This is a genomic window from Desulfosporosinus lacus DSM 15449 (assembly GCF_900129935.1).
In the GTDB taxonomy this organism is placed as follows: domain Bacteria; phylum Bacillota; class Desulfitobacteriia; order Desulfitobacteriales; family Desulfitobacteriaceae; genus Desulfosporosinus; species Desulfosporosinus lacus.
In genome coordinates this window covers 52,495-65,485 of record NZ_FQXJ01000008.1, presented here as the reverse complement: position 1 = coordinate 65,485, position 12,991 = coordinate 52,495, and the positions used below count along the sequence as shown (strand labels likewise).

Here is a 12,991-nt window from a genome sequence, read left to right as displayed (position 1 = left end):
TAAAGAGAACCCTTTTCGGTTCCCAAAGGAAAAAAACGCATTAAAATGATACAAACCGCTTACGAAGTTGATTGGCTCAGGGGTCTAAGCATTAAATACCCAACTTTTGGGCGCCTAACCCTAAAAGCGGTTCCCTCGTTTTCCTTTTGGGAAATTCAGCCTTAAAGGCAAACATTATTTTACTGACAACCCAATGATAACAGATAAGTTGTCGGAGTGTCAAGGTTAAACTTCCACAATGCATTGTCCAGACTCGAACAGGACATTCAAAATTAGTGCTTGCTAAGAATAGAGGGTGACATGATTTCAAGTTGGGCGATAACACAAAAAAAGTCTTAGGCACTACTTTAAAATGTGCCTAAGACTCTTATATTCCTTGTTAAAATGCTAACGCAAAGAATTAAGTGGATTAACTGTGTCTCCATTGACAATTACTTCAAAATGGAGATGTGAGCCAGTTGAGCGGCCAGTTGATCCCACTAAACCAATCGTCTGCCCTTTAGATACGCTCTGTCCTGAGGAAACTAAAAGTTTGGTAGAATGGGCATAGCGTGTCATAACACCATTGCCATGATCAATGGTAATGGTGTAACCATAATTGCCACTGTATCCAGCACTTACAACCTTACCAGCACCTGCAGATGTATACGGATCGCCTTGATCACCATCAATATCAATGCCTGTATGGTATTCAGAATGACGATATCCGAAGTAAGAAGTTATCGGTCCTCTTAGCGGCCATGACAGCCCGGAAACAATGCTCCCACTACCTCGAGAAGAGGCAACAGTAACACGTTGCGGCCCTTTCTCAATTATTTGGGAAACAGCTTCTTTGAGTACTTTTTCATCTTTAACGGTTTGGGTAACCACCTGACCATTTTTTTGGACGTAAGCATATTGAACTTCCTTTTGTCCATCACTTCCGGCTTGCTTAACTTTCGTTTCTCCGCTCGGCAAACTTGTGTCAGTTTCAGTGACTACATCAAAAGGTATCGTTTCAGTATCCGTGCGGACTCCTTCACTTACGACTGTTATGTAAGGCGAAATCTTGTCCAACATGATCTTTTCCCCAGGTTTAAGAATGGTATCTTCATTTGTCCCTGGATTACTGGCTAAAACTTCTTTTGTCTTCATATCGTTTTTCCGTGCTATGAGCCACCAAGAATCCTTTTCCTGAACAGTATATTCCACTTTTTGCAAATTGCCTTGTTTAAGCTTTTCTAGGGCTTGCTCGTAGGAGACAATTTGTTCCAAGGGAGCCTCTACCGGTTGTGTTTCTACTTCATCTTCAAAAGAGACAGATGATACTTGATTTTTATCACTCGGCTTTGTGTAGTACTCTTGAAAATCTTTAAGCAATTTCTCTCCGTCTTCAGCATTGGCCAGAACAAAGATTGGTTCTTTATTGACCTTTAACATAACTCCATCAACATAATAAGAAATGTCTTCTGCTAAGTCTGACTTAGATAGAGATCTAAACTCTGCATTCTTTATTCGAACTGAAGAGTAAGTAATACTATCATGAGTTTTAGCTGCAATGCCGAATGGTTCTCCTTTTTCAGTGAGAATCTGATTGATCATTTCTCCAGCTTGATCTTGATCAGCGACAAGGCCAATCTTTTCTTCATTTACAACAATAAAGACAGCTGAAGTGGTTGAATTCAGATAAACTATTCCACTCCCCATAAGGAGCAAAAGAGCAAGAGATCCGCCTATAACTCTTGGAGATTTCCAAGGTATATTCTTTATTGTGAAAATCTTAGCTTTTAGATTTTCTAAGTATTGCTTTACAGGTAAATCGCCAACTTTTTTCATAGAACCCCCTTAAATTATATTTGGGTAAATTTGATTTAGAATATCAATCATTCTTAATTGACTTAATCCCCTATTATTTTCTATTATTCTGCCTTGATTGTCAACTTAATCTGGAAAATACTAAACTATTTATATTTGAACCAAGAACAAAATATTAATTATTAATTTCCTCTTACAAAAAAAAGAGGGCTGAGTTCTCTATTCTAACCCACCCACCCTCATTGTAATCTCAGTGTTTTGCTTCAATATATTGGTTCAAGCTCCAAAGCACAGAGGGTGCCAACCTTTACTTGAAAGTTTTTCAACCTGATTAGGATCCGTGGTACTAATTACCACTTGTCTGGAAAATGACAAATTATAAAGATATCGTATTACATCTTCCCAAAAAATCGGATCCTCATTAGTTATTTTTTCAACTGAGAATAATAAGGGTATTTCGGTATTAGGCGTAAGCGCTAATTGTGCAACCGCCATACGGTAAGAAAAATAGTTCCTTTTCGCTGCACTCTCCCCTTCTATTTTAAAGGGGACTGAAGGGAAACTGTGATCAAAAATCCACTGTTTTTCTTCACTCAGTGTCTTTTCGTATTTAGTTTGCCATTCTTGCCAAGATAATTCCAACAAGGTCTGCGCATCGTCTAAAGCATGGCGTAAGTCTTCATACCCTGTCCACTGACTTTTCCTGAGTTCTATGTTCTTCTCAAGAACAGACAAAGAAGTTATTTTCCGGCGCATGCCCTGAAGCCGTTGATTGAGATCTTCTATTTCTTGGCGCATTTCCACTCGCCTTTTGTCCCAAGAAGTCAGTTCCATCTGCCTTTCTTCATTAGAAAGGAGATTTTCACGTTCCAATTCCGCTAAAGGTTCCAAGATATCTGAAATCTTCTCCATATCTCGATCACCTAGCCTTCTTTCAAAACGCTCCGATAAAAAAGCAATTTCCAGCTTAACTTCATCTCTCTCTTGAAGCTGTCTAGCCACTTTGAATACTGCTTCAAGCACTTCCTCTCGATCAGTCGTCGGAATTCCCCAATTCTTTAAATTTTCAATCATACGTTCCGAGTATTCCTCTAAATTTTTTTCTAGAATTAACTTCTGTTCTGCTGCTAGATTCATCTGGTTAAGTTCTAACGACAGTTGCTTTTTCTTCTGCTGATAGTCTGCCCAACCTAGCAACCATTCTGAAAAATCAGCAACATTAACCGCAGTAAAAGCTTGTTTTAAGCTTTCATTACGGGAATTTACAATTTTGAGTAATTTACTTTCTTGATCAACTTTTTCTTGCAATTTTTCCATCTGTCTTTGGACTATTTGAAACCGTTTTTGTTGATTATGAAATTTTTTGAGTTTATTCGTGAATTCCTGATAGTCTGACACAAGATACCTTTGGTAATAATTAAGAAGATAAGATGATAAGATTTCATCATACCTTTTCATCCCTAAACGCTTCCGTAAAAGCCGATCTAAAGTGCCCAAAACCTTAGACCCCCGCCACTGTTCTAGTTTCTTTTCTTTTTTCGCGATTCTGCTAATATCAGCCTCTGTGACGTCAGACATTATGGCCAAATCAGCAAAAAGAGTGTTTTCCTCCAAGGCTGTAATTTCAAGTTTTTCGAGCTCTTGTTTTATGGGAATAAGCTTATTCAGCTTATCTTGTGCAACATTCCGTTCCTCTCTTACCAGCTTTAGTTGCAAATCCTCGTCTTCCTTAAATCGCTGATAGCCGGATGTAAGCAGAAGATTTTGGGTCTCATCAATTAGTTTTGAGCGCAACTGTACCTCATCAGCTAAGCTTTCTGCTTCTTTTTGAATACAAGCCCACTTCATGCATTCTTCACGAAAGGTTTCGATTATCTGATCCGTTGATGACTCACCAGAAATAGACTTCAATTCAGCCTCTAAACATTGCCGGCGATCTTCTAACTGCTTTATCTCATCTCGAAGTTGACGTAATTCACGATAATCAGGGTTTTGCCTAAGCAACTCTATGCGCATTTGAATTTTTGTAGTCGCGGCGATACTCTCGATTAAAATTGCTTCCTTTTCTTGAAGATTTTTAATTTCTATTTGGAGTAACCGTTCATCCTCTTGCTGTCGATGTATGGTCTCCCATTCAAGCCTGAGGTCATCATATTCAGCCTTTATAAGTTCCATACTTTCTCTTTGCTCTTTCACTCTTTTTTGAGCTCCGGCAAGAGAAGCCCTCATTTTCCTCAACGAAAGCCTCTCATCTCCACCCTGGCTCAAGTTGCTAATGAGTGAAATAAGCTCATCCTGGTGGTCCCTTTCTGGCCATTGCACAATTCCGCCTTGTAAAAAAGCCTGTAATTGCGCATTAAATAAATATTCCCCCAGGGTCATATTTTCCGGCAGGCAAACTGTCTGTCCGGTTTCATCAAATACTTTCGAATATCTCTTCAATTCATTTTCCTGTTTGAGATATTCAACCCGAATATTATAGCGAGCACTTTCTCCAGACATCCACACTTCGATCAATGAGTCAGGTCCTTGACCTAATAATTGTGATTCCTTCTGATCATAAAATAAGGTCAGCAGAAGATCACGAAATAACTTCTGATGGCTTAGATCTTGAAATGTAATTAATACTGGACCTAGCGGAAATATCCAGTCACCATCCCGCAGACTAGCATAATTCTTAATCCGAATTCTTTCAATCCTCATCAACTGTCCGTCCCTGCCCCAACGCTGTTATTCCGATTTTTTGTACTATCTCCCAGTAATTACTGATTTTCGATTCATCGGTATTAATCAAGCGTGCTTGTAGTTTATTAGCGAATACTTTCTCAAGAGTAGGGAAGCCCTCCATACTCTTCTCTCTAGAAAGCACCGAAAATTCTAATTGAGACTGAGTTCTCTCTTCTAAAGGGAGAACTGTAACAAAGCGAAACTGAGTCATGAGAAGATTTTGCAAAGGTTGAACCAACTCTTCAACGTCTAATAAGTTTCCTGATAACTTGATCCTGTAGAGATTCTTTTGCCGTTCTTCTAAGCTCGTCTCTGCTATTATTTTCTCCGCAATTCCTTCAATAGAAGATTGAGACTGGATTGTGAAATTCTTTTCAATATACCAACGTTGGCCCAGTTCTCGAAATTCAAATCGAGAAGAATCTTTCTGAATCTCCCCAAGAAGCACGCCATGCGGACCGTTATCCTGAAAACTTCTGGCTTCAAGTGATCCACAATCTGCCCAGTTTGTTTTTCCAGCTTGTTGAACTCCACTCCAAACTTCAAGGGAACCTAAGGCTAAGTAATCCAAACCACTGGAAGAAACCTGTTCATGTCGAATCGGAATAAAGCCTTCATTATTCCGATTTGAATCTACCATTGCATGAAGAAGCATAAGCTGAAGCGTGCCGTCATTAACCGGTTGAAAACTATCAAGGAAAGGTCTTTCCTGATGATAAGCCGTCCATCCCGCTCCGTAAACAGTAACATTATGAGAGGGGATTCTGACACTTGTAACTCCGCTTGAAAATATATGGACATTGCTGGGCCAGACCGTTAGTCGATAGGCAGACGAAATAATCAGTGGGTCCCTTCTGCCTGGGGTTATGAAAACTCTCGTCCCCTCTAATTTAGCCAGCGATCTGGCTACCCGCTCGACAGTTTCCTTACGAACATATTCCTGTTCAAATAAATCGCCGGTCAGAAAGAGAAACTCTATTTTTTCTGATTGGCAAAGTTCAAGAACCGCTTGAAAGGACTGCCATAAATCTTGATTTCGAAATGTCGTCCAACTCTCAGGCCCATCCCAGAAAGGACTGTCAAAACGAAAACCCGCACACTGTAAGAAACGCAGACATGAAGTCATAACTTCTTCACCTCACCCAGCAAAAGGAATCGTTCAACGAAGTTCTACTGTATTATTTAAATCTACAGAAAAGAACTCACCTTTGTCCATGATATAATGTCCAGATGCATATGGACTGCCTTCGACAGTTAAATAAACTTTGTCAACCCCGTAATAGTTTCCGATTGTATTTGTGACACTTTGTAAAATCATGCTTTCATAACTGGAACCGGCGTTCATTTCACTTGTAAATTCCTTTGTGAAATCAATATAGGCAACGTTGTCCTTATTTAGGTATAAACTTTTAATCTTAGCATTGGGACCTAAAACCTTAGATATATCCCCATTAGGTAATTCTTTAAACGCCTTTTCCAAAACACTTTTTGTTAGATCATTCGTCTTAAAAGAAAGTTTCTTATTTACAGAATAGATCTTATCTTCATTTACATTTGGATAAAAGAATTTAACGTTTTGAGTCAGTGGTACATTACTTTCCAGTTTGCTTAATGAAGAAGAGACTTCGAATCCATCGGATGATGTAAATAGAGATTTTACGAGACCAATATTTGGGGCATAATAGTCTTGAGTTTTATCATCCTTGCCTTCAGTCGTAACTTCCAACGTTTTATACGTACCTAAAGGTGTGGTTATCTCTGCCTCCAAATTTGTTATTGACCGTTTTCTGCCATCCGCCAAAATCCAAGAGGTTCCCACAACTAATGGTTCTTTCAACAGAACGTCTTCTGTATTGCCAGGACTTTTGATTAGATTTTCTCGGTAATAACTTTCCCCTCTCGCAAACAAAACCGTCAGTTTGCCATCATTTATCTCAAGTACTTTAACCGTCTCTGTTCCACCATTGTTAGACCTTATCTGGACACGGTTTCCTTCGATATAATCAACCATAACATTGTAAGAGGCATATTCAATTCCTTTGCCCTCATACACATAATTCGTATTTTCTTTAATGGGATAATAATCCTGGACAGTAAGTGGTTGACTATTCTCTTGCGGTTTAACATCCTCAGTAATTGGCTTAGTATCGTTCTTATTTGCGCAACCGTTTAAAACAACAAGCGTAAATAATAAGCTCATGACGAGAATTATCTTTTTCATTGTTATGCCTCCTTGGTTATTTGATGTAAGTATAGCACGAAGCTATCCTAAAAGTAACACTTCAGAAGCAAGGATGAACGATAGAGTGGATAAAGTTGAATTCTGTAAAATAACTGCAGGAATCTGGATGATAGCAGTCGAATAAATCATAACAAGAGGAGGTTAACAGATGTTTGTACTCATCTTGTCCCTTATTTGTTCATTACTTATTGCGGTTTTTGCTGTCCAAAATGCTAACTTAGTAACGATTCAGCTATTATGGGTTACTAAAGATGTTCCTTTAGTCCTGGTAATCTTGGGTTCGGCATTTGCGGGAGCTTTAATAATGCTCCTCTTAGCTATCTGGCGCGAACTGAGACTAAAGCTTAAGCCGAAACACCACCCGAAGGATCAGAGTCTGAATAACGACCTTCCTGTCCTGCAAGAGAATTCAACCTTGAAATCAACTGATGCTAAGGATAAAAACGAAGTCTAATCTCGATGTCGAAAAAAAGGGGCGGAAAATGGATGGCAAGTGTGGCACTAAGCCATCAATGGCTGTCGAATTATCCGGGAGGTCATGACATTCAAACGAGACAGATACCCTAAAGGTTTCTGTCTCGTTTGTTGTCGTTGTCGGTTACTCAAACTTCTATTGAAAAGGCGGCTGATGGATTGTCTCATTGTTCAGTTTTAGCTGAACGAGTTCACTTTACAGGAACTTAAGAAATCCTACCTTTGACAGTGAGGACAAAAAAATGCATTTCTTCCCCCGACTTCAGATTTCCGGATAGTTTCTCCACATACTAAACATGATTTTCCCGCCCGATCATAGGCTTTGAAATATGCATTATACCCTCCAATAAAATCGTCCCAGGAAGCAAATGGTTCCTCCATGTCCCCACCAAGGCGGATAGACTCTCTGATACAGTTAACTAAGGAATTAAACAGATTTACTTTTTCAAGATGACTTATTGTTGAAATCAACCGTGTGGGCAAAATGCCAGCGCTAAACAATGCTTCATTAGAATAGGCATTGCCTACTCCAGATATATTTTTAGGATTCATTAACCACGGCTTGATCATCCCCCTCTTCCCCTCTAGTAATTGAGCGAAATTTTGGGCACTGAAGTTTGGATCTAACGGATCCTTACCTAATTCGCGTAATTTTGTCTCAAGTTGCTCCTGTCCAAGGTAGTGCAAGTAGCCCAAAGTAAGATTGCAAAAAAAGAGCACCGACCCATCTGATAAACCGAATACCACACTTGCTTTTCCCGGCAAATCCTTGAATCTTTGTTTTAAATCCTCGGCATCGCTTTGCAATATTTCAGATTGTAAAGCAATGGCTTTGCTTACCCCATTTTCTTGCGGAGTTTCAGATTCAATTGTCATGAGAAAGAGTCTTCCATCCAGCATCATGTGAGTGAGAAGAAAATGACCATCATCAAGCTGAAATATAAGATACTTACCTTGACGTAAAATGCCCTTAATTTGTTTCCCTATAACTGTCGTGCAAAATTCCTTACTTTCCAGGTTAACGCTTTTAGCTCGATAAACATTAGCGCAATTGATTTTCTTGTCTTTAACCCACTGGTTCAAGTAGTTCTTATATATCTCCATTTCAGGAACTTCAGGCATAAAGTCCTCAATCCCCTTTCACCTTTCCTGCTCTTATAATTCCACCGGTCGCCTGGATTAATGCATTCTGCGCCGTGTTTAGTAAAAGACGTTCTGCCCCAAGCGCCTTCCACTCTTCAGGTACTTCTTCCGCAACAAATAAATCATTTTCAACTATTTCAGCCATGAACTTATAACCTTCAAGACTCGGATGGACTTCATCTACAAAAAGCTTCGATTCCTCGCCTGCCTCTAAGCGCTTGAGAAAAGGAGCATAAAAGTTAATCAGTGGGAGATTATTCATTTTTGCGCAGTCTATCAACCAATTTCGATACTGTTGGAGAAAAAACTCGTCGTCTGCCGCTAAGGAAGGAATTGGTAAGCCTATGATGGGGATAATTCCATGTTCCCGGCTCATTTTTATCATTGCTGTAAAATGTGGACTTACAATTTCTAAAGGGTATTTGGCATAGGCATCATTTGTCCCTCCGAGGATAATAACGTGGGTCGGGTTAAACGCAAGAACGTCTCGTCCGAAACGATCATGAATGTTCTGGGTCAAATCTCCATTTATGCCTTTATTGATTATCTCACAATGAAGTTCTTGGCCTAAGAAGGTCACCCAAGACTCTTCTCGGGTATAAGGAAAACCTTCCGTGATTGAATCCCCTATGGCAATAATTTTCATAGCTTGTTCTAATGCTCCTTCATCTTTTCTAACTAATATGGATATCGTTGATACAATTAATTAATTTAGTAAATCACTACTTAAGTCGGCAGCGGTATCAATCAAACCTGTTACCGGATCTTATTATCTAAAAGACCCATTTATCCTATTGCGCATTCTGACTATAGAGTTCTTGAGTAAAGATCCAAGTCCCCTCTTTCAGATTTCTTCCTTTAATAACGACACGATTACCATTGACAACAACATATAGGCCATTAATAAATGGTTCTCTCGTTCTGGTTTGGTCTTGAACGTTTCTTACAATGGTATAGTGTACTGCACCTGTATGTACTTTAGTAAATGGTTGATTAAGTACAATACCCTTCTCCGTTAAATCAGCATGGGTATGTGATGAAAATAGTATGACCTCAGGATACTGGGATAATATTTTCTTAAGTTCATCACTTTGATCAGATCCAACCCATCCGCTGTTAGGATTACTGTTTAAAGGTTGATGAAGAAAAACAAACATTGGCCTACCCTTTTCATAGTTTTCAGCCAGTTTATCGGTCAGCCACTTTCGTTGTTCATTAGAAATGTAAGCTCTTATAGAGTCGAGGGTTTCAGAATTGCCGTCTTCTGACCCCAAGGATATAAAATGATAACCTTCAACCCAAGTGTCATGATATACTTTTTCTTCACCAGAGAATTCGAGGTATCGATTTATAAAGGTCTTTACATCTTGTGGACTGTTTACTTCTATGTCATAGTTGAAAAATTCATGGTTTCCTATATTTTTAATAATAGTTTTAGGCAACATAGAATTAGTTTTAAACAAAGTTCGCTTTATCTCATCATATTGCTTTTTAATCCCTTGATCTACCGTATCTCCATTAAGTATGAGAACGTCCAACCCAGGATTTATACTGTAAAGATCTCTAATCGCTCTATGAAGGCTGTCATTATTGCCATGAACATCTCCTAAAACAGCAAACGTCAGATCATCTTCGTATTGCTGTGAATTAGCAACTTTGTCTGGCGGTATGAATTGTTTATTATTAAATAGCGTTAGTCCAGATAAAATTATAAAACATAGTATAAGCAGTATTTTCTTCATACTGTATCCATCCTTTAACGAAAGTGATTATAATAAAGTCTGCTATAACGTAACATACCGGTTAAGATGTAAATACATTCCTTAACCGGTATAATGATTTTCGAAATATCCAATTCACATAACTAGTCTATGTTTACTGCTGTCCCTGAGGCACTGACCATTAGCATACTGCCGCTTTGACCAATCACTTCATAATCTAAGTCTATACCGACTACTGCGTTGGCACCTAACCTTACAGCACGTTCCTCTAACTCCTTAAGAGCAATATGTCTCGCTTCTTGCAGTTTTTCTTCATAAGCCCCGGAGCGCCCTCCGATGATATCCGTAATGCTGGCAAAAATATCGCGCATGATGTTAGCACCCATAATAGCTTCCCCGGTAATCACTCCGAAATAGGCAGTAATTTTATGGCCTTCAATTGACGGTGTGGTTGTTAGAATCATGTACTGAACCCCCTTATGTTTTCTAATACATTATAATTATAGACGATAATCCATGTATTAACAATTTATTGGATTATCTATTAATCCGAAAAATTATTGAAATAAGTACAATTAACTATAAAGCACCTAGAATATTGTAGTATACTTGAATTATAAGAGCTTTATCCCATCATGTGACTTCCACTTCTATAAATGGAGGTTATCCTTTACTTTAAACCTGAACTATACTGGAGGCTGACAATGAAAGTATTAAGGGCAATTGAAATGAACCGCTGTATCGGCTGTTTTTCATGCATGATAACCTGTGCCGCGGTCAATCAGCAAGACCATTCCATCATGAAAAGTGCCATTCGAATTAAAACAAGCGGAGGACTTACGGGAAAGTTTATTGCGATAGTCTGTCAAGCGTGCAAAGATGATGTGCCCTGCGCAGAAGCATGTCCGACCGGAGCACTTGTAAAACGTCAAGCAGGAGGAGTTTTGTTAGATAAAGAAAAATGTGTTGGATGCGAACGTTGCGTTGCTGCCTGCACGGTTGATGCAATTTATTTTGACCTCGACACAAAGCGGCCCATTGTCTGTAAACATTGCGGTGTTTGTGCACGCTTTTGCCCGCATGGATGTTTACGGTTATTAGAGGAGGGTCAGTAATGTTATACGAAAAAGCCACTAAGGTTTTATACATAGACCTAGCTACAGGTAAAATCGAGATCAAGCAGCGTACAGATTTGGCCATTTATCTAGGTGGAGTCGGACTAGCATCTAAATTGCTCGCTGAAACTATGCGCCCGGAACTCCCTCCCCTGGCCCCTGAACAACCTATGGTTCTTGCAATTGGCGCAATCTCTGGCATCTACCCACTTATAACTAAGACAGTGGCCATGTTCATTTCCCCTCTGACAGGGGAATTAGGGGAAAGCTACGCGGGGGGCAGACTGGCCTTAGCTTTATCAATGGCCGGATATGATGCAGTTGTGATTCGCGGTAAAGCGTCCCGCCCTTCTTACATCGCCATTGACGGAGGGAACGTTGAAATTAAAGATGCCCGTCCAATCTGGGGAATGGATTCGGATGTTGTTGGCCAGTTCCTTCGAGATTCCGAAGAAGGAAGCGGCAAGCGCAGCATTTTGCGGATCGGACCAGCCGGTGAAAAGATGGTCAAATTCGCAAGCGTTTGTGTTGATACCTATCGACATTTTGGACGACTTGGCCTTGGTGCCTTAATGGGAAGCAAGCTCGTCAAAGCAATTACTGTTACTGGGGATAAGACAACAAAAATCAAAGACTTTAAAGAATATTTTCGTGCCTACCAAACAATTTTCAAATCAGTTACTGAAACTGACTTGATGGCAAAATATCATGACTTGGGCACATCGATCAATGTAGAGTCAATCAGCGCCTTAGGTGCTTTGCCCACAAAGAATTTGACAGATAATCATTTTGATGATGCTGAGCAGATAAGCGGGGAAGCCTTTGCGGAAGAAAACCTCGTCCGGAAGTTGGCTTGTACCGGTTGCCCGGTTGGATGTATCCACATTGGTCAATTCCGGAGAAAATTCGACGACGGCTATGATTATGAATCCGTGAGCGTTGCCTACGACTATGAACTGATTTATTCTCTGGGCGCCTTACTTGGGATAAGCAAAACTGATGAGGTATTACAGCTTATCGAAGCGGTCGAAAAAACAGGCATGGATGCCATTTCCGCAGGTGTGGCTTTGGCATGGGCAACTGAGAGCTTAATTCAGGGGATCGTAACCGAAGCAGAAACCCTACTTCCTCTCACTTATGGAAATACGGAAAACTATTATCAGGCCATCCTATATTTATCGGCTCGAAAAAATGCCTTTTACCAAGCTCTGGGGGAAGGAACCCGATTTGCCGGGGCAAAGTTAGGCGGCGAAGGGTTTGCCCTCCAGGTTGCAGGGAATGAAATCCCTGGGTACCACACCGGATATGCCAACTTAGTCGGTCTTACCGTAGGGGCTCGGCACTCACATTTATGCAATGCGGGTTACGCAGTTGACCAATCCCTGAAAACTTTCGACGAAAACAAAGCCGTCAACACCCTTTTTGACGAAGAGCTTGAACGATGTCTATTAAATTCACTCGTTATCTGCCTTTTCGCTAGAAAATTGTATACCCGGGAAACCGTACTGAAAGCTCTCAATGCTACAGGCTATCTTCTTACAGATGACGAACTGACAACGATTGCCAAACGGATTTACTCAATGAAGTTGCGCCTCAAAGAAAAATTAGGGTTCGATCCACGGCAAGTTAAATTACCTCAAAGATTCTTTAAAACTCCAAGCATGAATGGTCTCTTGGAATCATCTATTGTTGAAAGAATGATTAATCGGTATGCCGAGAAATGTTCAGAGTTACTTGCCGAAAAAATCTAAACCATATCATAATAAAGAAACGGG

The 12,991-nt window shown here is 40.0% G+C and carries 11 protein-coding genes; 3 read left to right on the top strand and 8 right to left on the bottom strand.

The genetic code is table 11. The annotated features are described in order from the left end of the window. Positions 1-387 precede the first annotated feature (387 nt). From BUB11_RS12430 to BUB11_RS12415, 4 genes are all read right to left on the bottom strand, one after another. Entirely contained in the window at positions 388-1,815 is a 1,428-nt protein-coding gene (locus tag BUB11_RS12430) for a LysM peptidoglycan-binding domain-containing M23 family metallopeptidase (RefSeq protein ID WP_073030085.1), read from the bottom strand. A 255-nt stretch (positions 1,816-2,070) separates the two neighbouring features. Further along, positions 2,071-4,497 carry a coiled-coil domain-containing protein gene (locus tag BUB11_RS12425; protein WP_073030084.1) on the bottom strand — a complete coding sequence of 809 codons (2,427 nt, stop codon included), beginning with the start codon at positions 4,495-4,497 and terminating at the stop codon, positions 2,071-2,073. Beyond that, a complete protein-coding gene (locus BUB11_RS12420; RefSeq protein WP_073030083.1) occupies positions 4,487-5,647 on the bottom strand; it encodes a metallophosphoesterase family protein in 1,161 nt (386 codons plus the stop codon). The genes BUB11_RS12425 and BUB11_RS12420 overlap by 11 nt, the downstream gene beginning before the upstream one ends. 33 nt (positions 5,648-5,680) lie before the next feature. After that, positions 5,681-6,742: a GerMN domain-containing protein gene (locus BUB11_RS12415; RefSeq protein WP_073030082.1), complete on the bottom strand. Its 1,062-nt coding sequence runs from the start codon at positions 6,740-6,742 to the stop codon at positions 5,681-5,683. 169 nt (positions 6,743-6,911) lie between these two features. On the opposite strand from BUB11_RS12415, the gene BUB11_RS12410 reads away from it, so the two are divergent. Then, positions 6,912-7,217, top strand: coding sequence for a LapA family protein (locus tag BUB11_RS12410; RefSeq protein ID WP_073030081.1), 306 nt, complete (start codon positions 6,912-6,914; stop codon positions 7,215-7,217). 236 nt (positions 7,218-7,453) lie between these two features. On the opposite strand, the gene BUB11_RS12405 is transcribed toward BUB11_RS12410, so the two are convergent. From BUB11_RS12405 to BUB11_RS12390, 4 genes are all read right to left on the bottom strand, one after another. After that, positions 7,454-8,359, bottom strand: a complete 906-nt coding sequence (locus BUB11_RS12405) for an Fpg/Nei family DNA glycosylase (RefSeq protein WP_073030080.1) — start codon at positions 8,357-8,359, stop codon at positions 7,454-7,456. A gap of 7 nt (positions 8,360-8,366) precedes the next feature. After that, positions 8,367-9,026 (bottom strand): GDSL-type esterase/lipase family protein, encoded by a 660-nt coding sequence (locus BUB11_RS12400; protein WP_084110270.1) that lies wholly within the window; start codon positions 9,024-9,026, stop codon positions 8,367-8,369. A gap of 145 nt (positions 9,027-9,171) precedes the next feature. Further along, positions 9,172-10,122: a metallophosphoesterase family protein gene (locus tag BUB11_RS12395; RefSeq protein ID WP_073030079.1), complete on the bottom strand. Its 951-nt coding sequence runs from the start codon at positions 10,120-10,122 to the stop codon at positions 9,172-9,174. A gap of 122 nt (positions 10,123-10,244) precedes the next feature. Continuing rightward, positions 10,245-10,565 carry a heavy metal-binding domain-containing protein gene (locus tag BUB11_RS12390; RefSeq protein WP_073030078.1) on the bottom strand — a complete coding sequence of 107 codons (321 nt, stop codon included), beginning with the start codon at positions 10,563-10,565 and terminating at the stop codon, positions 10,245-10,247. Between the two features lie 240 nt (positions 10,566-10,805). Between BUB11_RS12390 and BUB11_RS12385 the strand changes: the two genes are divergently transcribed. Then, positions 10,806-11,216, top strand: coding sequence for a 4Fe-4S binding protein (locus BUB11_RS12385; RefSeq protein WP_073030077.1), 411 nt, complete (start codon positions 10,806-10,808; stop codon positions 11,214-11,216). Next, complete coding sequence (locus tag BUB11_RS12380) at positions 11,216-12,967, top strand: aldehyde ferredoxin oxidoreductase N-terminal domain-containing protein (protein ID WP_073030076.1); 1,752 nt, start codon at positions 11,216-11,218, stop codon at positions 12,965-12,967. Before BUB11_RS12385 ends, BUB11_RS12380 begins: the two co-directional genes overlap by 1 nt. Positions 12,968-12,991 lie beyond the last annotated feature (24 nt).